The organism is Pseudomonas sp. LFS044 (assembly GCF_047978245.1).
GTDB lineage: Bacteria > Pseudomonadota > Gammaproteobacteria > Pseudomonadales > Pseudomonadaceae > Aquipseudomonas.
In genome coordinates, this window is sequence record NZ_JBFPFX010000007.1 from 1 (window position 1) to 23,092 (window position 23,092).

The following is a 23,092-nucleotide window of genomic DNA, read 5'->3' on the forward strand; positions in this document are numbered from 1 at the left end:
GCGGCGCAGCGCCGTAGGGCCGACCTCCATCGACGCACAAACATCTGGAATCGAGCCGTTGTCATCAAGAACCATGCTGGCAGCACGTTGCTTGAACTCGCGGGTATAGGTCTTTCGTTCTTGCATGGAACCTCCTGATTGGGCGAATCATATCGCCCTTAAGAGGTGTCCGGGATCATTAAGCCAGTTCAAGCCGGCTCCCACAGGTACTGCACAGTGCTCGAGAAGAGTGATGTATCTGTGGGAGCCGGCTTGCCGGCGATGAGGCCGGGAGAGACAGAATCAAAATTTCAGAAGTAATAGCCGATGTTGATATTGGTCCGGTAATACCAGTCGTTACTGCCCACCGAACCGGTGCTGGTCCACCCCGTGCCATTTTCCGCCCCACCGAACGGGTTGGCATTGCGCGCCCAGGTCAGGTCGACCCAGGCCATGATCGGCATGGCCAGGAACTGCGCGCCGACGGTGAACATCTGCGAATCGTCCCAACCGTGCTCATCCTTCATCATGCGGCTGTAGTCGGTATAGAGCTTGATCTTCTTCAACTGCCCAAGCTTCGGGGTAAATATGTCGTAGCCAACGTTGACTGCGGCAATGGTCGCCTTGGCGGCGATCAGGTAGGCCGGGGTCAGGCCGTTGCCGCCCATCAGCACCGCGTCGTCGCTGACGCCCGCCGGGTTTTTCGGGTCGTATTCGTAGCGGATTGCCTGGCCGGTCACGGTCCAGGGGCCGGTGTTGAACAGCGCGTGCACGCCGCCCGCCCAGTAGTCGCCGTCATCATGGGTAGTGGCGTTGTACAGCTGGGCAGCGGCCAGTGAAGCGCCCAGCTCGGTCTTCCAGCCATCGCCATTGAATGTACGGGCGACGCGGGCGTTGAGCTGGTTGCGCTTTTCGTTGTCCTGGCGCGACTGGGTGAACGGCACGGCGTTGTCGTCGAGGTCGGCGTAGCGCCCGACCTCCGGCGAATAGCGCAGGCTCGACGGCAGCATGCGCGGGAAGTAGCCCAGTTGCAGGTCCCATTGCGCGTCCTTGTAGCTGTACTTCAGGCCCGTGCCGGCGCTGACGCCGTAACCCATGAAGAATGGGATGTGATAACTCCAGCCGAACTGCGGGTAGGGCTCCAGGCCGAACGGTTTGAATGGTGCGCCCAGTTGCAGGTTGGCTTGCGGGCTGAAGCGGTAGCCGATGTAGCCGCGGTCGATGGAGCGCTTGCCGTCGTCCTGGAACCAGTAACCGACATCGCTGAACAGTTGGCGATGGCTGGCCTGCACGTCCAGGCGGAAGGTGTCGAAGAGGAAGCGGCCGTTGTTCTCGGTGGTGTCCCAGTGTTCGTCGCGGTAATTGACGCGCAAGGCGCCGCCGATGTCGAGGCTGCTCTGGCCGTCGTCGCTGCGCCAGGCGATGTGCGGGAAGGGCTTTTTCGCGGTGGGCGGCTGGTCCGGGGCGGCGGGGCCGGGTTCGGAGGCGAAGCTTGAGCATGCGGTGACCAGCAGACCGAGGGTGATCAGGTACCTGTTCATGTTGTGCCCTGCAAGGTTGGGGAGTTTTCGCAGGCAGCAGCGGGGCATCATCCCATCAAGGGATGATTGGATTGGCTGGCTGAATGCGGAAAACGGGGGGTGGTTTTTATTGTTTTAGGGTGTCAGTGCCGGCCTCTTCGCGGGGCAAGTCGGATCGCGAAGAGGCCGGCACCGATTCAAAGGTCGAGCACCAGGCGCCGGCTCTTGCAGCCCGAGACACACACCATCATCGATTTGTTCGCCGCCCGCTCAGCCTTGCTCAGCACCCCGTCGCGGTGGTCCACATCCCCCTCCAGCACGCGGGTTTCGCACGAGCCACAGACCCCCTCGCGGCAGCTGTATTCGATATCGCAGCCGGCTTCGAGCAGCACATCCAGCAGGTTCAACCCTGGCTCGACGCTGACCGTCTTGCCCGACTTGCTCAGCTCGACGCTGTAGCTGTCCTGGGCATCTTCCGAAGCGGCCACTTCGGCGGCGGTGAACCGCTCGATATGCGCATGCGGGTACCCGAGCCGTTCGCAGGTCTGCTCGAAGGCATCGAGCATCGGTGTCGGCCCGCAGCAGTAGAAGTGCGTGTCCGCAGGGCGCCCGGCCAGGTAACTGGCAAGGTCCGGCAGGCCGCCTTTTTCGTCGTTGAAGTGGTACAGCACCTTCGCCCCCAGCCCACTGATCTCGTCAACCAATGCCGCTTCGGCGCGCGAGCGGGCGCAGTAGATCAGTTCGGCCGAGCGCCCCAGCGCCAGCAGCTGGCGGAACATGCAATAGATCGGCGTGATGCCGATGCCGCCAGCCACCAGCACGCTGTGGCTGGCGCGGGTGTCGAGGGCGAAGTTGTTGCGTGGCTGGGAAATCTGCAACTGCGTGCCCACCCGCAGTTGTTCGTGAACGTAGCGCGAGCCGCCGCGGCTGGCGCGGTCGCGCAGGATGCCGACCACATAACGGCCCTGGTCGCTCGGGGCGTTCAGCAGCGAGTAGCTGCGTACCAGGCCGTTGGGCAGGTGCAGGTCGATGTGCGAACCGGCTTCGAACGGCGTGAAAACGGTATCGCCCCACGGGCGCAGCTCGACGCTGATGATGCCTTCGGCTTCATGGCGCAGGGTGTACACCAGCGCGCTTAGGGTGCAAGAGTTGGACATCGGTCACCTCAGGCTCAGGCCAGTTGCTGGGTTTCGATCAGGGCCAGCTGTTCCTTGGCCTTGCCCTTCAGGTAACGGCGCAGGCGCACCACACCCAGGTCGTGCTGGTAAAGGTTTTCGCGCTGGTTGGCGTCGAATTCCATGAACTCCAGCAGCACCCGGTCCTGCTCCAGCACCGCCCAGTGGCGTGCCTCCAGGCGGTTCTTGTAGAGGAAGCGCCAGGTGTCGCGCTGCCAGCCGGTCAGCGGCCGTGCGCGCCAGTGGAACACTGCCGACAGGGCACGGCTGCTCGGTGTGTAGCTGCCGATGATGGTGAAGTTGCCGCCCGGGCCGCCGGTCTTCGGGTAGGGGATTTCCAGGCGCAGCCAGTGGCAGCCGTTGTCGAGGAACTCGGTCCAGTCGAAGTTGACCCCGCGCTGGCCTTCCTTCTCGAAGAAGAAGCCTTGGTCGGTATCACGGGTGACGAACTTGGCGGTGGCTTCGCCTTCGCTCATGGAGTGCGACATCTTGTGCAGGTAGGTGCCGTGCATCGGGTCCATGACGTTGTCGAGCACGTAGCGGTAGTCGCCTTTCCACTCGGTGTAGCAGAGGAAGCTGCTCCACTCGGGCGAGGTCAGCTGCTCGGGCAGCACCAGCTCCGGCGGCGTGGCCAGGTGCGGGTCGGTGGCGTTGAACAAAAAGATCGCACCCGCCGCCTCGCGGGTATGGAACATCCGCGTCGGGCGGCTGCCTTCGAGCTTGCAGCCGGGGCTGCCCGGCACCTTGGTGACGGTGCCATCGCAGCGTACTTCGACGCCGTGGTACGGGCACTGCAGGCGGTCGCCCAGCACCGGCCCCTGGGACAGTGGCGCACCGCGGTGCGGGCAGTGATCCTCAAGGGCGTGCACGCTGCCGTCGTTGTCGCGCCACAGGGCGATCTTGTAGCCGAGGCGGCGAATCGAGACGGGTTTTTCGCCCAGCAGCTGCGACGGTAAAACCGGGAACCAGAGGTCTTTCAGGCCGTTGGCCAGGTGCTGTTCAACAGGGTCGACGGTAATCTGCATGTTCATTTTGTTCTACCTCCGGCGGGTCATTCGCCCAGCCGTGCCATCAGGGTTTTGAAGGAGTCTTCGGTCCATTCACCGCGGGTCAGCGGGCAGGGCGGGCCGGCCAGGTTGAGGTGCGCGAGCAATTCGCCCAGCTCGCTCACGCCGTTGCCGTAGGCGCGTTCGATCGAGTCGCCGAGCAGGTCTTCGAACGGCGTGTTGGGGCGTTTGCGCGCCTGGTGCGGCTGCAGGTAAACCTCGGGTGTGCTCATGGGAGTGGCCTCAATTGTTCTTGGGTTTGTCGGTGAGGAACTTGCCTTGCGGCGCTTCGATATTCTGCTGGCGTCGGGTATTGCCATCGATGCCACCGGCGATCGCCCATTCGGCGAACACCGTGGGGCCGGGTTCGAATTCACGCGGCTGCCAGTCGCCGGTCAACTGGTCTTCGTCGGCGTAGTATTCAACCAGCGCCCCGGCCGGGTTCTTGAAGTACCAGAAGAACGCCGACGACACCGGGTGCCGGCCCGGGCCGATCTCGGTGGCCCAGCCGCAGCGGGAAATATGCATGCCGCCGCCGAACACTTCGTGCAGGTCACGCACGGTGAAGGCCACGTGGTTGAGCCCGGCGCGTGGGGCCGGTAGCTGCAGCATGAACAGGTCGTGGTGGCCGCCTTCTTCGGCGGTACGCAGGAACGCGCCGCGGTTGGGGTAACGGTCCGAGGCCTGGAAGCCGAAACGCTCGTGGTAGAAGGCTTCACAGGCATTCACGTCCTTGACGAAGAACACCACGTGGCCCACTTCGATGGGGGTGGCGCGCTCGTAGACCGGTGCCGGCTTGTTGATCCGGCCCTTGGTCTGCCAGGTGTTGTGGCCGCTGCACTCGATGTCCAGTGCGTGCTTGCGGGTGACCTGCAGGCGGATCGCCAGGCCGTTGGGGTCGGTGCAGCCGATGCGGCCGTTGCCTTCGACGAAACCCGGGTCGTTGGCGATGCGCTGGCTGTACAGCGCCAGGTCTGCCTGGCTTGCGACGCCCCACACCACCTCGCGCACGGTCGAGCCGGGCTCGATGGCCGGTGGCAGGCCAGGTTTGTCGATGGCCGCCAGCACCACGCGGCAACCGTTGAGGGTTTCGAAGACCACCTCGTCGGGCTGCTCGCTGACCTTGCTCAGGCCCCAGTCGGCGAAGAAGCGCGCGCAGGTGGCGAGGTCTTCCACGCCATAGGTGACTTCGTCGATGCCCAGTACGCTCATTGCCCTGCCTCCACGCCAGCCCACGCCAGCGGTTGTTGGTTCATGCCCCAGTAGAGGCTCTTCTGTTCCATGTACTGCAGGATGCCCAGGCGGCCTTTTTCACGGCCCAGGCCGCTGTCACGCCAGCCGCCGAAGGGCGTCGAGATGGAGAACTGCTTGTAGGTGTTGATCCACACCGTGCCGGCCTGCAGCTTGCGGCCCAAGGCCCAGGCACGCTTGTAGTCGCGGCTCCAGATGCCGGCGGCCAGCGCGTAGAGGCTGTCGTTGGCCTGGGCCAGCAGTTGCTCTTCGTTGTCGAACGGCATGGCGACCAGCACCGGGCCGAAGATTTCTTCCTGGCAGACCTGCTGGTGGTTGCTCAGGCCTTCGAGGATGGTCGGCGGGTAGAAGTAGCCCTGGTCGAACAGGCCGCCGCTCGGGCGCTGGCCGCCCAGGCGCAGGCGGCCACCTTCAGCCAGGCCCAGGGCCACGTAGCGCTCCACCGATTCGCGGTGGCCGGCGCTGATCAGCGGGCCCATCTGCGTGTTTTCATCGGCCGGGTCGCCCAGGCGCAGTTGCGCGGCGGCGGCGGTCAGGCGGGCCATGAATGGCTCGTACAGGGCACGGGCGACGAACAGCCGCGAGCCTGCGATGCAAGCCTCGCCCGAGGAGCTGAAGATGCCGTACAGCACACCGGCCACGGCGTGGTCGAGGTCGGCGTCTTCCAGCACGATGGTTGGCGACTTGCCGCCCAGCTCCAGCGACACCGGCATCATCTTGTCGGCGGCGATATGGGCGATGTGCTTGCCGGTGCGGGTACCGCCGGTGAACGACACACGCTTGACCAGTGGGTGGCGGGTCAAGGCGTCACCCAGCAGCGAACCCTTGCCCGGCAGCACGCTGACCAGGCCCTTGGGCAGCCCGGCGTCTTCGCAGATGCGGGCCAGTTGCAGGGCCAGCAGCGGGGTGATTTCCGCCGGCTTGATCACCACCGCATTGCCGCCGGCCAGGGCCGGGGCAACCTTTTGCGCCTCGCTGGCGATCGGCGAGTTCCACGGGGTGATCGCCGCGACTACGCCCATCGGCTCGTACACGCTCATGCTGACGAAGTCGCCGCGCGACGGGGTGATGGTTTCTTCCAGCGTTTCGCAGGCGGCAGCGAAGAACTGGAAGGTGCCCGCAGCACTGGCGACCAGGGCGCGGGTCTCGTTGATCGGCTTGCCGTTGTCCTGGCGCTGCAGTTGCGCCAGCTCTTCGGCACGCTCGCGGATCAGCCCGGCGATGCGGTACAGCACAGCGGCGCGCTCATGCGGTTTGCGCTGGGCCCAGCCGCTGTGCAAAAAGGCCTGGTGCGCGCCCTGCACGGCGGCTTCGACATCCTCCAGGCTGGCGGCATTGAGCCAGGCCACCGGCTCGCCGGTGGCGGGGTAGCAGGTGGCGTAGCGTTCGCCGCCACCCAGGCGCCAGGTGCCGGCGATGCAAATGGGTAAGGTCTGTTCCAGAGTCATTGGCAGTCCCCTAGATGGAAATGGCATGGGCGTGGTTGCCGAGGGCGCGCACCACGCTGTAGACGGTCAGTGCCGAGGTCTTCGGGTTGGCCGCCAGCGGCTTGCCGCGCAGGCTCATCTCGAAGCGGCCGAAGGCGCCACGGGCTTCGACCTGGTGCACGTTCTCTTCGCTGTGCGGGTCGGCGATCAGGGTTACCCGGGTGCGGTCCAGGCCAAGCCCCGCCAGCGACAGGGTGGCGGCCACATTGGCGTTCTTCGGGTACAGCCGCGCCGCTTCGCGGGCGCTGCCATCGAAGATCACCGTCGCTTCGCTGAGCGTGCCCAGCGTGCACACCTGCTCGGCCGGGGTGTCCTTCCAGGCCTGGGCCGGTTTGCGGCCGGTGTAGGTGACCGCATCCAGGCCGCCGACCTTGGCCGCCGACAAGGCATCGATGCCACCGATGGCGCCTGGCAGCAGCTCGATGCGCGTGTTGCCGCGCGCCGCTGCGGCTTCCAGGCGTTCGACCAGGCCGGGCTCGGACAACGCGCCCACCGACACGATCAGGCAGGCGATGCCGCGTTCCAGCGCTGGCAGCACATGTTCCTCGATGGCCTTGTGGCCGGCGCACTCGACCAGCAGGTCGGGGCAGTGATCGCTGGGCAGGGCAGTGAGTACCCGTGGCGGCTGGCGAAAGCTGGCCAGGCGCTGGCGCACCAGGTCTTCGGAGCCGGCCGAGGCGATCACCGCGTCCACACACAGCTGCGGGTCTTGCTCCAGCAGTTCGAGCACGCTGACGCCAATGGCGCCGCAGCCGATCATGGTGATATGCAACATGGCAGGGTCCTCAGGCCGTGGCCTTCTGCGCCTTGGTTTCGCTGTTGGGCGGGCCGGCGAACTGGGTGGCGAAACCGCCGACGCTGAGCATGTCCACTTCCAGCAGGAACGGGCCTTGTGCGCTCAGGGCGCCCTCGAGCACCCCGCCGAAGTGTTTCAGGTCGCTGACCAGGCCGTGGCGCAGGCCGAGCGATTCGGCAAGCTTGCTGTAGTCCGGCGTGTGCAGTTCGACATAGGCATGCCGGGCGCCGTAGATGGCGTCCTGAATGTTGCGGATGACGCCGTAGCGCTGGTCGTTCATCAGCAGGATGACTACGTTGGCTTTCTCCTGCACCAGGGTTGCCAGTTCACCCAGGTTGAGGATGAACCCGCCGTCGCCGGCCAGGGCGAACACCTTGCGCCCCGGGGCGGTTTCGGCCGCTGCCACGGCCGCGCCGATACCCATCGCCAGGCCCTGGCCGATGCCACCGCCGAGCGCGTGCACGCCGGCGAGCGGGTGATAGAGGTTGAGCAGGCGGTTGCCCCAGATGCTGTTGGACAGGGTCACGTCGCGCACCCAGGTAAAGTTGCGCCCGGTCTGCGCCTGCAACTGCTCGACCAGTGCCGCATACGGGCCAAGGTCTGCCACCAGTTGCTTGCGCGCCTGCTCGCGCACGGCCTTGAGCTCGGCAAGGAAGTTCGGGTCGATGTTCAGGCGGCCTTGCAGGCGGTCGGCCAGGCCTTCCAGGGCCAGCGCAGCGTCGCCGCAGATGAACAGGTCGCTGGGGTAGCTGCGGCCTTCGATGGCCGGGTTGACGTCGATGCGCAGGGTGGTGCGCGGCAGCTTCAGGGCGTACTTGAAGGTCTCGTTGCTGCGCAGGCGCGAGCCCGCCACCACCAGCGCATCGCAGGTCTGCATGAAGCCTTCGACCAGCTTGTTCTGCGAAAACGCACCCAGGCAGCGTGCGTCGTCTTCGTTGACCACACCGCGGCCTTGGGTCGAGGTGATCACGCCGACGCCCATGTCGAGCAGGCGCTTGACCTGCGCGCCGGCATGCCGCGCACCACCGCCTAGCCACAGCAGCGGGCGGGTGGCGCTGGCCAGGCGTTCGGCGACCAGGTCGAGGGCTTCTGTAGCCGGTGCGGCAACCGGGATCGGCAGCGGCGACAGGTCACTTGGCATGGGGATGAAAGCCGACTGGATATCGATCGGGATCTCGACGCTGACCGGGCCGGTGGGCGCGGTCAGGGCGGTCTGCACGGCCAGCTTCAGGGTGCTTAGCGCGGTTTCGACACTGCGTACGCGGAACGCCGCCTTGGACACTGCCTTGAGCATGGTCAGCTGATCGCGCGCTTCGTGAATGTAGGCCAGCTCCTGGTCCAGGTACGGGGTTTCGATCTGCCCGGTGATGTGCAGCAGCGGGGTGCCGGCGGTCAGCGCTTCGACCATCGCCCCGGCGGCGTTGCCGGCCGCGGTGCCGGTGGAGGTCAGGCACACGCCCAGGCCGCCGCTGCTGCGGGCGTAGGCATCGGCCATGTTGGTGGCCCCGGCTTCACCGCGGGCCATGACGAAACGGATGTTGCCGCGCACGGCGAAGGCATCGAGGATCGGCATGTTGTGGATCGAGATGACGCCGAACGCCGCCTTGACGTCGCATTGCTCGAGGAACGCGGTGATGACGGCACCGACGGTGACAGTGTTTTCGTTACGCATGGCGGGACAGGCCTCCGGATACATCGATATGACTGCCAGTGGTGTAGGCCGACAGGGGCGAGGCGAGGAACAGGATCGCCTGCGCCGCTTCCTTCGGCAGGCCAAGGCGGCCCAAGGGAATTTGTTTGCGTTGTGCCAGTTGCGCGGTCCATTGCGGCCAGTCCAGTTCGCGCTCCTCGCGGGCCTCGAAGCGGCGGCGCCATTGCCCCGACTCGACCAGGCCGATGAGGATGCCGTTGACCCGGATACCCTGTTCGGCGAATTCGAAAGCCATCGAGCGCACCAGGTTCTTCAGCCCCGCACGGGCCGCCGAAGTGGCAACCATGTGTGGCTCGGGCTGGCTGGCCAGCAGCGAGTTGACGCACACGATGGAGGCGTTGGCCTGGCCTTGCAGCTGCGCCATGAACGCGCGTACCGGGTGGATGACCGAGAAGAACTTGAGCTGCAGCTCGTCGTTCCAGGCGTCATCGGTGGTACTGGCGAAGGTCGACACGCGGCCCTGGCCTGCGTTGTTGATCAGCACCTGGGCCGCGCCGAGCGCGGCCTGGCTGGCGGCGGCAAAGGCCTGCACGGAACCTGCGTCGAGCACGTCGCACACCTGGGCCAGCAGGCGCGCTCCGGGGAAGCGTTCGCGCAACCGCGTTTCGGCGCTGCGCAGGCGGCCTTCGTTGCGCCCGCAGAAGGCCACGCGGGCACCCGCTTGGAGCAGCAGTTCGACGCAGGCGTAGCCGATGCCGGACGAGCCGCCGGTGACGATCACCGTGCTGTCGTGAAGTTGATAGGGGTTCATCTCAGTCCCTCATCAGCGCAGTGACGCGGCCCAGGCCGGCGTTAGGGGTGTAGTTGAGCAGCCGCGACAGCTCATCGGCGCTGCCCCGTACCTGGCCCAGCAGGTTGTCGAAATTGACGTGGCCGATCTGCACGGTGGGGATGGTCAGGCCGAGCGCGGCCACCACCTGGCCGCTGGCATCGCGCACCGGGGCTGCGACCGTGGAAATGCTCGGTTCGAAAAAGCCTTCGCCGCTGACATAGCCGCGCAGGCGGTCGGCCTGGACCAGGTCGAACAGCTCCAGCACGGTCTTCGGTGTGCACGGCGAAAACTGCTCCAGGTGTTCTTCCGGGTACAACTCGCGCAACTCGTTCAGGCTCAGGTCGGCCAGCAGGATGCGCCCCAGCACGGTGGCGTGGGCGGGTAGGCGGGTGCCGACGGTGACCGCGCTGGAGAACACCGACGGTGGCGAAACCTTGGCCACGTAGACGATCGAGCGGCCGTCACGCACCACCAGGTTGCTCGGGTAGTTGAGGTGGTCGCACAGCCGTGCCAGCAGCGGCTGGCCCAGTTCGGTCAGCTCCAGCGAGGCCAGGTATTCGAAGCCCAGGCGCAGCACCGACATGCCCAGGCGGTACTCGTTGCCGCTGCGGGTGACGAAGCCCATGGTTTCCAGGGTGGTCAGCAGGCGGAAGATGGTCGAGCGTGGCAGCGACAGGCGCCGGGCCAGTTCGGGGGCGGTCAGGGTACGGTTTTGCCGGCTGAATTCGCACAGCAGCAGCAGGCCGCGTTCCAGGCCCGGGACAATGTACTTGTCCTGGTTTTCCTTCAACGGATCCATATCGTTCATAGCACGCTACCTGTGAGAGAGGCGTCCAGGGCGCGGGCCAGCAGGCCCGTCACCGTGTCGGGTTGTTCGATGGCGCAGGCATGGCCGGCGCCGGGTATCAGCGTGAAAGGCGCGCCGAGGGCTGCGGCCAGGGCCTGGCAGTCGTCGGCGCGGGTGATGCAGTCGGCGCTGCCGCCGTGCACCTCGCAGGGCACCGCCAACGGCGCGTAGCGCAACAGGTGGTCGCCACACAGCAGTTCGATGGCCTGGCGGTAGCCCTGTGGCAGCAACCGCGCCATGTTCCACTGCACCCAGGCCAGGGCCTCGATGCTGGCGCCAGGGGCCAGCAAGTGCGCGCTGCGCTCGCGGGCCATCCGTTCGATGCCCAGCTGCTCCAGGCTGTGCAGGCGTTTGTTGCGCACCGCCTGGCCCTGATCGGGTTGCGCCCCGTAACCGCGTGCCGGGCTGATCAGCACCAGACGGCTGACGCGGCCCGCTTGGGCCTGGGCGAACGCGGCGGCGGTCAGGGCGCCAAGGGAATGGCCGACCAGCACGCAGCGCGCGATGCCCAGGGCGTCGAGCGTCTGCAGCAGGCGCCCGGCATAGTCGCAGGCGCTTGGCGCTGCGTTTGGCAATGGCGCGGACTGGCCATAGCCCGGTGCATCCCAGGCGATCACCCGCGCCCGCTCGCTCAAGCCAAGGGCCACCTGCAACCAGCTGGCCGCGCCCGAACCAATGCCGTGCAGCAGCACGATGGCTTCGCCGCTGCCGGCTTCGCGCACCGCTTGCTGGCCGTGTTTCAGGCGCAGCAGGCGGGCGCCGAAGCGCTGGTCGAGCTGCGCGAGCAGCGGGGCGATGGGGGTGATCGGCATCATCGGCTTACCCGCGCTTGATCGACGCCAGCGGGTGCGCTGGCGGGTAGGTCGGGGTGACCGGCTTCTTGGCGCCGAGCATCACGCACATCAGGGCGTCTTCATTGCCCACGTTGATCTCTTCGCGGTACACCCCAGGCGGCACCGAGATCAGGTCGCGGTCGGTGAGGATGGTCTCGAAGCGCTCGCCATCCTTTTCGATGACCACCTTGAGCTTGCCGCGCAGCACGAAGAACACCTCTTCGACATCGGTGTGCAGGTGCGGCGGGCCTTCGTGGCCGGCCGGGATGACCATGGTGGAGAAGGTGAAGTGCTCGGACGCGATGGTGTTCATGTCACTGCCTACACCCGTGCCGCCGGTGCCCACGTAACGCATCTGCGCGCGACGGAACTTGGGGTCGTAGTCGGCCTGGAACTTCAGCGCGTCCCAGTCGTAGCGGCGGGTCTCGTAGCGGGCGATGCGGGTCTGCATCCAGCTGGCGAGGTCGGCGTCGGCCGGGCGGTCCCAGGATTTCGGGGCGTCTTGCTGTTGGGAAAGGTCGGTCATGGGATTCTCCTTTGCTCAGGGCATGACGAACCCGCCGTTGACCGGCAGGGTTTGTCCAGTGATGAAGCGCGACAGGTCGGACAGGGCGAACAGCACCGCGCCACTGACGTCGTCGGGCAGTTGCGGGCGCTGGATGGCCCGTTGTTCGGTGTACAGGCGGTGGCGGGCCTCGGGTACGTAGGCGGTGGCCTCGACCAGCACCAGGCCGGGGGCGATGGCGTTGACGGTGATGTTGGCGTTGCCCAGCTCGCGCGCCAGGCTGCGCGTCATGGCGATCACCGCGCCCTTGCTGGCGACATAGGCCAGCAGGTTCGGCGCACCCCACAGCGGGGTGTCGGAGGCCAGGTTGATCACCGCGCCACGGCCGCTTTCACGCAGGGCCGGCAGGGCGGCGCGGGTCATCAGCCAGGTGCCGCGCACGTTGACTTGCATGACCTGATCCCAGGTCTCGATGTCCAGCTCTTCGCAGCTTTTGCCGCCGGAGTTGGTGATCGAGGCGTTGTTGACCAGGCCGTCGAGGCCGCCCAGGCGCTTGACCGTGCGCTCGATGCAGGCGTCGATGGACTCGGGGCTGGCCAGGTCCAGGCTGACGCCGCTGACATCCAGGCCCATGCCACTCAGTTCGCAGGCGGCCTGTTGCACACGGCCTGCCAGCACATCGGCGATGACCACCCGCGCACCGGCCTGGGCGATGGCCTGGGCAAAGGCATAGCCCAGGCCGCGGGCGCCACCGGTGACCAGCACGCGGCGGCCTTCGAGAAGGTTGTTGAAGCTGCTCATCATTGGCTACTCAGCATGGCTTTGGGGAGGTAGTGCAGAACGCGCTTCTCGGCCCAGACCACGGCGCCGTAAGCGAGCACGCCGATCAGCGTGAGCATGACGATGGCCACGAACACCCCGGCGGTGTTGCCCTGGCCTTCGGCATCCACCAGCAGGAAGCCCAGGCCCTGGTTGCCACCGACCAACTCGCCGACGGTCACGCCGATGACCGCCAGGGTGGAGGCGATGCGCAGGCCAGAGAACAGCGCGGCCATGGCCGAGGGGAACTCCACCAGGCGGAAGATCTGCCAGCGGCTGGCGTTCATGGTGCGCACCAGGTTGATCATGTCCGGGTCGACGGTGCGGATGGCCGAGAGCACGTTGATCATCACCGGGAAGAACACGATCAGGATGGCGATGAGGATCTTCGGGTAGATGGTGTAGCCCAGCCACATCACGAACAGCGGCGCGAAGGCCACCTTGGGGGCGATCTGCAGGGCAAGGATGTACGGCGAGAGCATGGCCTCGGCCGACGGCGACAGGCCCAGCGATACGCCGATGGCCACGCCCAGCAGGGCGCCGAGGGCGAAGCCGACGATGATTTCGAAGGCGGTGATCAGGGTGTGTTCGAGCAGGCCGCCGGATTGCCACATCAGCAGGCTTTCCTGGGCTACCCGGCTCAGCTGGGGCATGACGAATTCGGGCATGCCGACCAGCCCCGGGCCCCATTGCCAGAGCACCAGGAACAGGGCCAGCAGGGCGACGCTGCCGAGCATGGATGGGTTGAGGTTTCTCATCGGGCGATTACCTTGTTATGGCCGGGCCGTCATTTGGCCGCGGTGCTGGTTTCGATGAACTGGTTGCTGTAGAGCTCGTCGAGCTTGGGTTCGCGAGGGACGATGCCTTCGCTGACGTAGAACTTGCGTACGGTGTCCAGGCGCGCCGGGTCGATGCGGCCGAGTACGGGCTGGCCGGCGTACACGTACTCCACGTACAGGCGCAGGGTTTTTTCCAGCGACGCTTCCTTGCCGGCGTACGCCGGGACCGCGCGGGCGAAACTGGCGGCGGCGGCCTTGGGGTCGTCGATGATGTCCTGCAGGCCGCGCAGGGTGGCCTTGACCACGCCGCGGACCACCTCTGGGTGGTGCTCGATGGCATCGTCGGAGGCGAGGATCGCCTGGGCCATGCTCTCGAACACCTGCTCACGGGGGATCAGCGCGTACTTCAGCCCGGCGTCTTCGGCGTTGACCACCCAGTCCGGCACCCCGGCCATGGCCTGGGCCTTGCTGGCCGAGAACAGTTGCCATACGCCCGAGGGGCCGGCGGCCTGGATGTCCACGTCGTCCTTGCTCAGGCCGGCCTTGCGCAGCGAAGCGAGCAGGGCGTAGTAGGTGGTGTCGGAGTAGGACATCACGGTCAGGGTCTTGCCCTTGAGCTGCTGGATCGACTGGATGTTCTCGCCGGCGTTGGTGGCGATCATGGTCACCCCACCGCCACCGAGCACGGCCACCGCGCGCACCGGGATGCCGTTGGGGCGCACGATGATCGGCGTATCACCGATGGCGCCGCCGACCAGGGCGTTGCCGGCGCCAATCTGCTTGGCAACGTCCACCCCGCCCTTGGCGGCGATGAAGGTCAGGTCCAGGTTCTGGGCCTGGTAGTAGCCCTTTTCCTTGGCGATGATCCATGGCGCGAACGCCGGCAGACTGGGCGGCGCGGGCAACAGGTAGGTGACTTTGCTCGGCTCGGCCTGGGCTTGGGCGGCCAGGCTCAGTGCCAGTGCAGCCAGGGTGGTGTGTGCCACACGCTTGAGGTAGGTGGTGAACATGCTAACTCCCGAGTAATGAGTGGGGCGTCGGTCAGTGCAGGTCGAGGTCTTCGCCGACCTTCAGCAGATCCATCAGGCGGCCCGCCAGCGGGCCGATTTCCGGCAGCTTGCGGCGCTCCAGCGGGTTGTTTCGGTAAGGCAGGTCAATCTCGATTTCCTCGATGATCGTGCCGGGGCGTGCGCTCATCACCAGCAGGCGATCAGACAGGGCAATGGCCTCGACCAGGTCGTGGGTGATGAACAACGCGGTCTTCTTTTCCTCGTACAGCATCTGCGCCAGGTCCTGTTGCAGGATCATCTTGGTTTGCGCATCGAGGGCCGAGAATGGCTCGTCGAGAAACAGCACCTGCGGGTCGATCGCCAGGGTGCGGGCCAGTGCGGCGCGCTGGCGCATGCCGCCGGACAGCTGGAACGGGTAGTGGTCGGTGAAGCCTTGCAGGTGGCAGCGCTTGAGCAGATCCTCGGCGATGACCTTGCGCTGGGCGGCGGGCATGCCCTGGATCTCCAGGCCCAGTTCAACGTTGCGGCGGATGCTGCGCCACGGCATCAGCAGGTCTTTCTGCAGCATGAAAGCCACTTTCGGCACCGGGCCGTTGACCGCTTCGCCGCTGACCAGTACCTCGCCTTCGGTGGGGCGGTACAGGCCAGAGCCCATGTTGAGGATGGTGCTTTTGCCACAGCCGGAAGGGCCAATGATGGAAACCACTTCGCCGCGACGGATCTTGAAGTTCACATCACGGATGGCGAACGGCGCGTCGGCCTGACCTTTGGCCGGGAAGGCCTTGCCGACGTTGCGGAATTCGATTTCGGTCGCTGCTTCGTTGCGCTGCGGTTCATGCCATTGCGGGGCGATTGCGTACATCTCTTTCACAGCCATGGGAATGTTCTCTGGTCTGTTTTATAGGTGATACGCCGTTTAGTGCATGAACAATGCCAGTTGGGTAATTTCCCCAACTAAACAATAATTTTGTTAATTATTAATAACTTGCGAGTTAGCAGGGAAGAAGAGCGTGTTTTATATATGAAACATGGTTTTTTATATGGCACGAAAATGCCCAGCAACCGCGCATGAACTTCAGTTCGTGCGAGGAAGCTGGGCATTTTGGGTAACGCGAAAAAGTAGAGGTTTCGCAGGTGAAACGGCGGGGTATTCATCGCCGGCAAGCCGGCTCCCACAGGAATTCTCGCTTGCCTGAGTGCAGTGCAGTACCTGTAGGAGCTGGCTTGCCGGCGATTGGGCTGCACAGCAGCCCCCTACAATCCCTCAGGCAGTGCGGCGTGCGGGCTTGAGGACGAGCCAAAGCGCTGCAGCAATCAGCAGGCCGCCGTACAGGTGGCCCATCGACAGCGACTCGTCCAGCAGCCAGGCGCCCCACAGTACACCGAACACCGGAATCAGAAAGGTCACGGTACTGGCTTTCACCGGGCCGATTTCTGCCAGCAGGCGGAAGTACAGGATATAGGCGAAGGCCGTGCACACCAGCCCCAGGCCCAGCAGCGACATCCATACCTGCCAGCCGCCCCAGCTGGCAGGCGGTTGGGCCCATGCGCTCCAGGCGAACAGTGGCGTCATCAGAAGCGTGGCGCCGAGCATGCTGCCGAGTGCCGAAAGGCGGCTGTCCAGGCCACTGATCCAGCGCCGCGCCAGAAAGCCTGCGAAGCCGTAGCAGGTGGTTGCCGCGAGGCACGCCAGGGCACCTTGCAGCAGGGCCATGTCGAAGGCTACAGGGCCGGCACCACTGAGGATGCCGACGCCGAACAGGCCCAGGAAGATGCCGCACAGTTTGGCCACGGTCAGCCCTTCGCGGAAGAACAGCGCGCCGATCAGCACGCCCATCAGCGGCGTGGTGGCGTTGAATATCGCCGAGTAACCGGCCGGCAGCACCTGCGCCGCCACTGAATAGAAGGTGGCCGGGATGCCTGAGTTGATCATGCCCAGCACCAGGCAGGCGCCGAGCTTGCCCTCGAAGTTCCAGCGCACCCGCGCGGCGCCCAGGATGGCGACAAGGCCCAGGCAGGCGATCGACACGCGGAAGAAGGCGGTGGGCACGGTGCCAAGTTCCGGGGCGATGATGCGCATGAACAGAAAGCTCGCCCCCCAGACGGCGGCAAGGGTCAGCAGGCGGGCTAGGGCGATGGGGCTCACGGCGGTCTCCGGTACAGGGCAGGGCGCGAGTGTACTTGATGGTGGACGGGCGGTTCTTGTTCATTCTTGCGGTGTGAATCAGTGCCGGCCCTTTCGCGGGGCAAGCCCGCACAGAAACCTTGAGTTGTCTGGTGAATCTGTGGGAGCCGGCTTGCCGGCGATGGGGCCGGTAAAGGCTCCACAAACGTCCACAGCCGACTAAGCTGTCTATCTCACCCCACCCCGAGGTGTCGCGCATGACCCAGCACTGGCCTGCCGGCGAGATCGCCCGGATGATCCTCGATGGCTTCGACGACTACCGCGAGCATTTTCGCCGCATTACCCTCGGTGCCCGCGAACGCTTCGAGCAGGCGCGCTGGCAGGATATCCAGCGGGCGGCGGCCGCTCGGATCAACCTGTATGAACAGAAGGTCGGGGAGGTCAATGGCTGGCTGCGCGATGCGTTTGATGATGAAGTGCTGCTGGAGGTAGAGCAGTGGCCTTTGGTCAAAAGCGCCTACATACGCCTGATCGACCCGCGGCTGGACGATGAGCTGTCCGAGACCTGGTACAACTCGTTGTTCTGCAGCCTGTTCAGCCATGACCAGATCAACGACGGCTGCATGTTCATCCACACCACGCGGCCGTCGATGCGCAGCCACCAGCGCGCTGCGCAAACCTGCACCTATACCCCCGATGGCAGCCTCAAGGGCCTGTTGCGGGCTATCTTCAAGGACTACCCATTTGCCTACGCTGACCTCGAAGGCGACGTGTCACGCCTTGAGGAGCAACTGAAGGGCTGCCTGCCGGACTGGGTATGCAAGGACCCGGCGCTGGCCGTGGAGCTGTTCGTGCCGGTGCTGTACCGCAACAAGGGCGCCTATCTGGTCGGCCGGCTGTACAACAGTGATGAGCAGTGGCCGCTGGTGATCCCGCTATTGCACCGCGAAGGCCATGGTATCGAGGCCGATGCACTGATCACCGACGAGGCCGAGGTGTCGATCATCTTCTCCTTCACCCGCTCGTATTTCATGGTCGATGTGCCGGTGCCGGCGGAGTTCGTCAACTTTCTCAAACGCATCATCCCAGGCAAGCACATTGCCGAGCTGTACACGTCGATCGGTTTCTACAAACACGGCAAGTCGGAATTCTACCGGGCGTTGATCAACCACCTGGCCAACCGCGACGACCGCTTCATCATGGCCCCCGGCGTGCGCGGCATGGTCATGAGCGTGTTCACCCTGCCGGGCTTCAACACCGTGTTCAAGATCATCAAGGACCGCTTCTCGCCGTCGAAGACGGTGGACCGCGCCACGGTGATCGACAAATACCGCCTGGTGAAGAGCGTCGACCGGGTCGGGCGCATGGCCGATACCCAGGAGTTCGCCGATTTTCGCTTTCCCGTGGCCAAGTTCGAGCCCGAGTGCCTGGCCGAACTGCTGGAGGTGGCACCGTCCACCGTGGCCCTGGAGGGCGACACGGTGCTGATCCGCCATTGCTGGACCGAACGGCGCATGATCCCGCTCAACCTCTACCTGGAGCAGGCCAGCGAAGCGCAAGTGCTGGAGGCGCTGGAGGATTACGGCCTGGCCATCAAGCAGTTGGCGGCGGCGAACATCTTCCCCGGCGATATGCTGCTGAAGAATTTCGGCGTTACCCGGCATGGCCGGGTGGTGTTTTACGATTATGACGAGATCAGCTACCTGACCGAGGTGAATTTCCGTCATATACCGCCGCCACGCTACCCCGAGGACGAGATGTCGGGCGAACCGTGGTACTCGATCGGGCCACATGATGTATTCCCCGAGGAGTTTCCGCCGTTTCTGTTTGCCGACATGGGCCAGCGGCGGCTGTTCAGCCGGTTGCATGGGGAGCTGTATGACGCGGATTACTGGAAAGGCCTGCAGGCGTCGATCCGCGAGGGCAAGGTGATCGATGTGTTCCCGTATCGGCGCAAGGGGCGCTGATTTTGTTGGGGCAATACCGGCCTCTTCGCGGGCAAGCCCGCTCCTACCCCTTCAGGCACTTGAGTTCGCTGAAGTCCGCGCGCACCTTGGCCAGCCGCTCCTGCAGGTACTGACGCTGTGCCGGGCTGCTTTGCTGCAGCAGGTCGATCAACAGGCTGCGGGTTTGCTGCTCGCTGTTCTGAAAGGCAACGCGGTATTGCGGCGTCCACAGGCTTTCCTTGCGCTGCAGCAGTTGCTCCAGGCGCGGCTCGAAGCTGGCATCGCCGCGCTGGTTCATGGCCAGTACCAGTTGTTGCTGCCAGTGCGCGCGGTTGGTGATCGACTGGCGGTTCTGGTCGCCTAGCGCCTGTGACCAGGCTTGCACGCGTTGGCGCTGGGCCGCGCTGAGTTCGCCGAACCAGGGCGTCAGGCGCTTTTCCATGCGTTCTGCGCGGCGGGCGATCTGTTTGGGCAGCGGGGTCTCGTCGTACTTCTTCTGCCGCTCGCTGATGTCGTCACGGAACGCCTCGCGCATTTGCGCCACCTGGGTATCACTCATGCCGCGCAGCAGCTCGGTGGCCGACGGGGTGATCGCTTCGGCGACGCGGCCAATGGCCTGGCGGGCCTCGAGCGTACGCTGCTGCAGGGCCTGGTCGGTCACCTGGCCTTCGGCGACCATGTCGCGCACGCGGTCCAGCCAGTCGAGGTAGCCGGGCAGTTGGGTCTTGCAGTGCCAGGCCAGTTGCTGCTTGAGCCGTTCGTCGAGCAGTGTTTTCTGCTCGCGGTTCATGGCCAGGTAATCGCTGAGCGACCACGGCACCAGCCGGTCGAGGTTGCGGTAGGCCAGGTCCATGCGGTTGCAGGCCACCAGGGCCAGGGCAAATGCACTGGCGATGAGCAGGGCTTTGGACAGGCGTAGAGGCATGTGCAGATCCTTGCATTGGCTGGCCACTCGGTAGACGCAAGGGCACCCCGAGGGTTCCGCCGAATCAGCGGTCGGGCGGCGCGCTGGCTTCAGGTGTAGAATAGCCGCCTTGTCTTGAGGAACATCGGAAATGGCTCTGCTTGGGCGTTACAACAGTTTGCAAATCGTGAAACACGTGGAGTTCGGCCTTTACCTGGACGGCGGCCCCGACGGCGAGATCCTGCTGCCCGGGCGATACATCCCGAAAAATGCCGAAACCGAGGTCGACGACTGGCTTAACGTGTTCATCTACCTGGACAGCGAAGACCAGCTGATCGCCACCACCGAAAAACCCAAGGTGCAGGTGGGCGAGTTCGCCAGCCTCAAGGTCAAGGACATCAACGGTGCGGGTATCTTCCTCGACTGGGGTTTGTCCAAGGACCTGCTGATGCCTTACTCGGAAGAGGCGCGGCCGCTGAAGATCGGCGATTACTGCGTGGTGCACGTCTACCTCGACAAACGCACCCGGCGCATCACCGCCACCTCACGCCTGGACCGTTACCTGGACCGCACCCCGGCCGACTACCAGGTTGGCCAGCCGGTCGAACTGCTGGTGGCCGGCGAGACGCCAATGGGCTTCAAGGCGATCATCAACAACCGCCACTGGGGCCTGATCCACAAGAACGAAATCTTCAAGTTCATGCGTTCGGGCATGCATGAGAAGGGCTACATCAAGGAAGTGCGCCACGACGGCAAGATCGCACTGAGCCTGCAACCGGTTGGCCAGGCGCTGGCCGAGGGGCTGCATGAGCAGATCATGCAACGCCTGGAAGCCGAAGGCGGGGTGTTGCCGGTGTGCGACAAGAGCGACCCGGAAGTGATCAGCCGCATGTTCAACGTCAGCAAGGGCAACTTCAAGAAGGCCATTGGCGCGTTGTTCAAGCAGGGCCGCATCGTCATCCATGACGACCGCATCGAGCGCGCCTGAAGTCAGGCCTGCACGAAGGTGCTGAAATCCAGCTGCTCGCCGCCCGGGCGGGTGTCGCGCAGCAGCGAGTCGCGGTCGGCGCTCAGCGCCAGGCTGATGGTCGAGCGGCGCTTGCCGGCATTGCGCACTTCCATCTGCTCCTGATGGGCCTTGATGAAGTTGGTCGGCACCTTGAGGTGCTGCAGCTCATCAGTCTCTGGGGTGTGCAGCAGCAGGTTGACCCAGTCGGGCTGGCCTTTGCGCAGCAGCGCCACCGGCACCTCGAACCACCACAGGTTGCGTTTGCGGTCGAGGGTGGCGAACAGGGTGTTGGCACTGGTGAGCACGGGCTTGGTCAGTGCTTCGTTGCGCCGGGCGATGGCGGCGGGTTTGTCGAGTTTCATGCAGGTTCCTGCGGTGTGACGCTATAAAGGCCTGCATTGTGAGGGGTGGCACGAAGCGGGGCAAGGTTTCCCCCCGCTTTGTCCGGCCCGGCCTCTTCGCGGGGCAAGCCCGCACCCACAGGTACAGTGCAAACCCCAATGATGTCACTGCCCTGTGGGGCGGGCTTGTCCAGCGAGGAGGGCAGTTGCTTCACCGGCGAACCGGCAGGCTCAGCTCGGAAGTCGCGCCGTCTGCGGTAGTCACAGTAGCCGTGAAGCTGCGCATCCCTCCGGCATTCTCCAGCGCCTGTGCAAACCGCGCCTGCCCCTTGGCATCACTGTTCACCAGCACTTCCCCCAGATACTGCTCCGCTTCCGTCCCCTCAGCCTCGGCATTACCAAACACCTCGACCCGCATCAGGCTCGACGCCGGCCCTTGAACTTCGCCGCGCAGCACATTGCCGTTCAGCCCCAGCAACCGTGGCGCCTGCTGGTTATGGTTGGGCAGCGGCTGGCACGGTTTGGGTTCGCCCTTGGCATCGCAGATGATCGCCTGGTCCTTTTTCGGCAGGTCCGCACCCACCCCGCGCGAGCCCACATACAGCGCATGGGCCTGGGCCGGCACACCGAACACGATGGCACCGGTGCGTTGATCCGGCACGCACGAGCCACCGGCTTCGCAGCGGCGGATATCCTGGCTGTTGCCCCAGATGCGGTTGCCGGTCAGGCGCGTGGTGGTGATGTCCGGTTCCGGCCGCAGGGCCACGCCGATGCGGTTGCCGTGGATCAGGTTGCCGTCGAGGATGTTGCCCTCGCCGGTGACGCTGACGCCAATCGAATTGCCGCTGAAGGTGTTGGCGCCCAGGTAGTTGCGCTTGCCCCAGTTGATCTGCAGGCCGTCGGAGTAGTTCTCGAAGCGGTTGCGCACCACGTTGTTGTCGTTGCCCAGCAGAATCTCGATACCCTGGGACGGCTCCGGGTTGGCGGCCGTGGAGCGGAACAGGTTGTCGGCCACCAGGTTGAACGCCGCGCCGCGGGTGAGTTCCAGGCCATCGCCGTTGTCGATCAGCTGGTTGCGCAGCACTTTGTTGTTGTTGGTGGTGGTGGCGGTCGGGTTGCCGGCCCCGTCATCGCCAGTCAGCATGATGCCGGCCCCGCCTTTGTTGGCGACGATGCGGTTGTCTTCGATGACGTTGTTGCTGGCGCGGTTGACCAGGATACCGATGCAGAAGTTGCGCACTTCCAGGCCGCTCAGGTGCACACCTTGGGTGTCACGCAATACCAGGCCGGGGTTGGTGGTGGTGCGCACATTGGTGCCGAATTGGCCGGGCAGGGCGCCGGGGCAGGTGCGCACGCCCTGGTCCTTGATGTAGCCGGCGCCGTCGATGGCGATGTATTGGCCGTCGCGCGCCCAGGACAGGCCTGTGATTCGCACCGGGCCCTTGATTTCCGGCAGCGCGCGGGTCGGGCGGATGACGAACGGCGCCTGGCCAACCGCGGCGATATCGATGCGGTAGTGGCCGGGGTTCTTGTTGCTGGTTTCGATGGCCCAGCGCAAGGTGCCGGGTTGGTCATCATCGCTGTAGCGGTCGACCTTCAAGGTTTCGGTGGCCGGTGCGGCGGCCAGGGCAGGCAGCGGCAGCAGTGGCAGCAAGGCTGCGAGCAGAGGCATCAAACGCATGGTGCGGGTTTCCGTAAGCTGTTGTTTTTATAAGCTGGCAACCGGCGTCGGGTTGCTGTTTAAGGGCGATTCTAGGGGAGCCAGACGGCATTGCGCAGAGGTATGCTGCCGATTCGGTGCGGTATTCGCCCGCAGATTTACCGCTCGGCTTGAGATTGGAAAAAAGTTTGAAACTCCTGGCGAAGGCGGCCGGTCCACCTTTTGTCGACACGGATTACGTGTCTCCATTTGCAGGAGATTTGCCATGAGCGGCACTAAAGACAAAGCGAAAGGCCTGGCCAATGAAGCGGTCGGCAACATCAAGCAGGGCGTGGGTAAAGTTACCGACAACGACAAACTGCGTGCAGAGGGCAAGGCCCAGGAACTCAAGGGCGAGGCGCAGCAAGTCAAGGGTGACGTCAAGGATGCTGTGAAGAAGCCTTGATTCTGCAGTGACCGTACCGGCCTCTTCGTTGCAGGGGCGACCTTCGTGTTGCGACACGTGGCCGCCGCTGCAACGAATGCTGGGTAGCTATTTTCTTGTAGTGAGGCAGGGAGCAGCACGGCAGCCGCGTGG

The 23,092-nt window shown here is 64.9% G+C and carries 24 protein-coding genes; 3 read left to right on the forward strand and 21 right to left on the reverse strand.

Annotation, left to right across the window (positions count from 1 at the left end):
* The 18 genes from ACNQPL_RS07470 to ACNQPL_RS07555 form a co-directional block, all read right to left on the reverse strand.
* Positions 1–126 (reverse strand): transposase (locus ACNQPL_RS07470; RefSeq protein ID WP_416466447.1); only part of this gene is annotated, 126 nt, incomplete at its 3' end.
* Positions 127–290: 164 nt separating this feature from the next.
* The gene (locus ACNQPL_RS07475; RefSeq protein ID WP_416466340.1) at positions 291–1,520 is read right to left on the reverse strand and encodes a hypothetical protein; all 1,230 of its coding nucleotides are present in this window, start codon (positions 1,518–1,520) and stop codon (positions 291–293) included.
* 176 nt (positions 1,521–1,696) lie between these two features.
* A complete protein-coding gene (locus ACNQPL_RS07480; RefSeq protein WP_416466341.1) occupies positions 1,697–2,656 on the reverse strand; it encodes a PDR/VanB family oxidoreductase in 960 nt (319 codons plus the stop codon).
* 14 nt (positions 2,657–2,670) lie between these two features.
* Entirely contained in the window at positions 2,671–3,705 is a 1,035-nt protein-coding gene (locus ACNQPL_RS07485) for an aromatic ring-hydroxylating dioxygenase subunit alpha (RefSeq protein ID WP_346611640.1), read from the reverse strand.
* Between the two features lie 20 nt (positions 3,706–3,725).
* Positions 3,726–3,953: a recombinase-like helix-turn-helix domain-containing protein gene (locus ACNQPL_RS07490; RefSeq protein ID WP_346611639.1), complete on the reverse strand. Its 228-nt coding sequence runs from the start codon at positions 3,951–3,953 to the stop codon at positions 3,726–3,728.
* A gap of 10 nt (positions 3,954–3,963) precedes the next feature.
* Complete coding sequence (locus tag ACNQPL_RS07495; RefSeq protein ID WP_387528787.1) at positions 3,964–4,932, reverse strand: VOC family protein; 969 nt, start codon at positions 4,930–4,932, stop codon at positions 3,964–3,966.
* A complete protein-coding gene (locus ACNQPL_RS07500) occupies positions 4,929–6,419 on the reverse strand; it encodes an aldehyde dehydrogenase (protein ID WP_346611637.1) in 1,491 nt (496 codons plus the stop codon). Before ACNQPL_RS07500 ends, ACNQPL_RS07495 begins: the two co-directional genes overlap by 4 nt.
* Before the next feature lie 10 nt (positions 6,420–6,429).
* Positions 6,430–7,233 (reverse strand): aspartate dehydrogenase, encoded by an 804-nt coding sequence (locus ACNQPL_RS07505; protein ID WP_346611636.1) that lies wholly within the window; start codon positions 7,231–7,233, stop codon positions 6,430–6,432.
* Between the two features lie 10 nt (positions 7,234–7,243).
* Positions 7,244–8,926 (reverse strand): thiamine pyrophosphate-binding protein, encoded by a 1,683-nt coding sequence (locus tag ACNQPL_RS07510; protein WP_416466342.1) that lies wholly within the window; start codon positions 8,924–8,926, stop codon positions 7,244–7,246.
* Positions 8,919–9,716, reverse strand: a complete 798-nt coding sequence (locus ACNQPL_RS07515) for an SDR family oxidoreductase (RefSeq protein WP_416466343.1) — start codon at positions 9,714–9,716, stop codon at positions 8,919–8,921. The genes ACNQPL_RS07510 and ACNQPL_RS07515 overlap by 8 nt, the downstream gene beginning before the upstream one ends.
* Position 9,717: 1 nt before the next feature.
* Complete coding sequence (locus ACNQPL_RS07520; RefSeq protein WP_416466448.1) at positions 9,718–10,536, reverse strand: IclR family transcriptional regulator; 819 nt, start codon at positions 10,534–10,536, stop codon at positions 9,718–9,720.
* Positions 10,537–10,541: 5 nt separating this feature from the next.
* Positions 10,542–11,399, reverse strand: coding sequence for an alpha/beta fold hydrolase (locus tag ACNQPL_RS07525; RefSeq protein WP_416466344.1), 858 nt, complete (start codon positions 11,397–11,399; stop codon positions 10,542–10,544).
* A gap of 4 nt (positions 11,400–11,403) precedes the next feature.
* Positions 11,404–11,943, reverse strand: a complete 540-nt coding sequence (locus ACNQPL_RS07530; RefSeq protein WP_416466345.1) for a cupin domain-containing protein — start codon at positions 11,941–11,943, stop codon at positions 11,404–11,406.
* Between the two features lie 15 nt (positions 11,944–11,958).
* On the reverse strand, positions 11,959–12,726 hold the full coding sequence (locus ACNQPL_RS07535) for an SDR family oxidoreductase (protein WP_387528806.1): 768 nt from the start codon (positions 12,724–12,726) through the stop codon (positions 11,959–11,961).
* The gene (locus ACNQPL_RS07540) at positions 12,723–13,499 is read right to left on the reverse strand and encodes an ABC transporter permease (protein WP_346611630.1); all 777 of its coding nucleotides are present in this window, start codon (positions 13,497–13,499) and stop codon (positions 12,723–12,725) included. The genes ACNQPL_RS07535 and ACNQPL_RS07540 overlap by 4 nt, the downstream gene beginning before the upstream one ends.
* Before the next feature lie 29 nt (positions 13,500–13,528).
* Entirely contained in the window at positions 13,529–14,530 is a 1,002-nt protein-coding gene (locus tag ACNQPL_RS07545; protein WP_346611629.1) for an ABC transporter substrate-binding protein, read from the reverse strand.
* Positions 14,531–14,561: 31 nt separating this feature from the next.
* Positions 14,562–15,407 carry an ABC transporter ATP-binding protein gene (locus ACNQPL_RS07550; RefSeq protein WP_416466346.1) on the reverse strand — a complete coding sequence of 282 codons (846 nt, stop codon included), beginning with the start codon at positions 15,405–15,407 and terminating at the stop codon, positions 14,562–14,564.
* 387 nt (positions 15,408–15,794) lie between these two features.
* Positions 15,795–16,676, reverse strand: a complete 882-nt coding sequence (locus ACNQPL_RS07555; protein ID WP_416466347.1) for a DMT family transporter — start codon at positions 16,674–16,676, stop codon at positions 15,795–15,797.
* 236 nt (positions 16,677–16,912) lie between these two features.
* On the opposite strand from ACNQPL_RS07555, the gene aceK reads away from it, so the two are divergent.
* A complete protein-coding gene (gene aceK / locus ACNQPL_RS07560; protein ID WP_416466348.1) occupies positions 16,913–18,622 on the forward strand; it encodes a bifunctional isocitrate dehydrogenase kinase/phosphatase in 1,710 nt (569 codons plus the stop codon).
* A gap of 43 nt (positions 18,623–18,665) precedes the next feature.
* On the opposite strand, the gene ACNQPL_RS07565 is transcribed toward aceK, so the two are convergent.
* Positions 18,666–19,526, reverse strand: coding sequence for a DUF6279 family lipoprotein (locus ACNQPL_RS07565; protein WP_416466350.1), 861 nt, complete (start codon positions 19,524–19,526; stop codon positions 18,666–18,668).
* A 130-nt stretch (positions 19,527–19,656) separates the two neighbouring features.
* Here ACNQPL_RS07565 and ACNQPL_RS07570 point away from each other — a divergent pair, with 130 nt between their 5' ends.
* Positions 19,657–20,493 (forward strand): S1 RNA-binding domain-containing protein, encoded by an 837-nt coding sequence (locus ACNQPL_RS07570; protein WP_346611625.1) that lies wholly within the window; start codon positions 19,657–19,659, stop codon positions 20,491–20,493.
* Between the two features lie 2 nt (positions 20,494–20,495).
* Here ACNQPL_RS07570 and ACNQPL_RS07575 read toward each other — a convergent pair whose 3' ends face one another.
* Both ACNQPL_RS07575 and ACNQPL_RS07580 read right to left on the reverse strand, forming a co-directional pair.
* On the reverse strand, positions 20,496–20,876 hold the full coding sequence (locus ACNQPL_RS07575) for a hypothetical protein (RefSeq protein ID WP_416466351.1): 381 nt from the start codon (positions 20,874–20,876) through the stop codon (positions 20,496–20,498).
* Between the two features lie 190 nt (positions 20,877–21,066).
* On the reverse strand, positions 21,067–22,536 hold the full coding sequence (locus ACNQPL_RS07580) for a right-handed parallel beta-helix repeat-containing protein (RefSeq protein ID WP_416466352.1): 1,470 nt from the start codon (positions 22,534–22,536) through the stop codon (positions 21,067–21,069).
* Between the two features lie 244 nt (positions 22,537–22,780).
* Between ACNQPL_RS07580 and ACNQPL_RS07585 the strand changes: the two genes are divergently transcribed.
* Entirely contained in the window at positions 22,781–22,960 is a 180-nt protein-coding gene (locus ACNQPL_RS07585; protein ID WP_346611622.1) for a CsbD family protein, read from the forward strand.
* Positions 22,961–23,092: the final 132 nt, after the last annotated feature.

Excerpts from the sequence above, each read along its gene's own strand:
- ACNQPL_RS07510 (WP_416466342.1), bottom strand. The coding sequence starts at position 8,926 with ATGCGTAACGAAAACACTGTCACCGTCGGTGCCGTCATCACCGCGTTC.
- ACNQPL_RS07480 (WP_416466341.1), bottom strand. The coding sequence starts at position 2,656 with ATGTCCAACTCTTGCACCCTAAGCGCGCTGGTGTACACCCTGCGCCAT.
- ACNQPL_RS07585 (WP_346611622.1), top strand. The coding sequence starts at position 22,781 with ATGAGCGGCACTAAAGACAAAGCGAAAGGCCTGGCCAATGAAGCGGTC.
- ACNQPL_RS07475 (WP_416466340.1), bottom strand. The coding sequence starts at position 1,520 with ATGAACAGGTACCTGATCACCCTCGGTCTGCTGGTCACCGCATGCTCA.
- ACNQPL_RS07520 (WP_416466448.1), bottom strand. The coding sequence starts at position 10,536 with ATGGATCCGTTGAAGGAAAACCAGGACAAGTACATTGTCCCGGGCCTG.
- ACNQPL_RS07490 (WP_346611639.1), bottom strand. The coding sequence starts at position 3,953 with ATGAGCACACCCGAGGTTTACCTGCAGCCGCACCAGGCGCGCAAACGC.
- ACNQPL_RS07530 (WP_416466345.1), bottom strand. The coding sequence starts at position 11,943 with ATGACCGACCTTTCCCAACAGCAAGACGCCCCGAAATCCTGGGACCGC.
- aceK (WP_416466348.1), top strand. The coding sequence starts at position 16,913 with ATGACCCAGCACTGGCCTGCCGGCGAGATCGCCCGGATGATCCTCGAT.
- ACNQPL_RS07565 (WP_416466350.1), bottom strand. The coding sequence starts at position 19,526 with ATGCCTCTACGCCTGTCCAAAGCCCTGCTCATCGCCAGTGCATTTGCC.
- ACNQPL_RS07500 (WP_346611637.1), bottom strand. The coding sequence starts at position 6,419 with ATGACTCTGGAACAGACCTTACCCATTTGCATCGCCGGCACCTGGCGC.
- ACNQPL_RS07550 (WP_416466346.1), bottom strand. The coding sequence starts at position 15,407 with ATGGCTGTGAAAGAGATGTACGCAATCGCCCCGCAATGGCATGAACCG.
- ACNQPL_RS07575 (WP_416466351.1), bottom strand. The coding sequence starts at position 20,876 with ATGAAACTCGACAAACCCGCCGCCATCGCCCGGCGCAACGAAGCACTG.
- ACNQPL_RS07545 (WP_346611629.1), bottom strand. The coding sequence starts at position 14,530 with ATGTTCACCACCTACCTCAAGCGTGTGGCACACACCACCCTGGCTGCA.
- ACNQPL_RS07485 (WP_346611640.1), bottom strand. The coding sequence starts at position 3,705 with ATGAACATGCAGATTACCGTCGACCCTGTTGAACAGCACCTGGCCAAC.
- ACNQPL_RS07540 (WP_346611630.1), bottom strand. The coding sequence starts at position 13,499 with ATGAGAAACCTCAACCCATCCATGCTCGGCAGCGTCGCCCTGCTGGCC.
- ACNQPL_RS07535 (WP_387528806.1), bottom strand. The coding sequence starts at position 12,726 with ATGATGAGCAGCTTCAACAACCTTCTCGAAGGCCGCCGCGTGCTGGTC.
- ACNQPL_RS07515 (WP_416466343.1), bottom strand. The coding sequence starts at position 9,716 with ATGAACCCCTATCAACTTCACGACAGCACGGTGATCGTCACCGGCGGC.
- ACNQPL_RS07525 (WP_416466344.1), bottom strand. The coding sequence starts at position 11,399 with ATGATGCCGATCACCCCCATCGCCCCGCTGCTCGCGCAGCTCGACCAG.
- ACNQPL_RS07505 (WP_346611636.1), bottom strand. The coding sequence starts at position 7,233 with ATGTTGCATATCACCATGATCGGCTGCGGCGCCATTGGCGTCAGCGTG.
- ACNQPL_RS07580 (WP_416466352.1), bottom strand. The coding sequence starts at position 22,536 with ATGCGTTTGATGCCTCTGCTCGCAGCCTTGCTGCCACTGCTGCCGCTG.
- ACNQPL_RS07570 (WP_346611625.1), top strand. The coding sequence starts at position 19,657 with ATGGCTCTGCTTGGGCGTTACAACAGTTTGCAAATCGTGAAACACGTG.
- ACNQPL_RS07495 (WP_387528787.1), bottom strand. The coding sequence starts at position 4,932 with ATGAGCGTACTGGGCATCGACGAAGTCACCTATGGCGTGGAAGACCTC.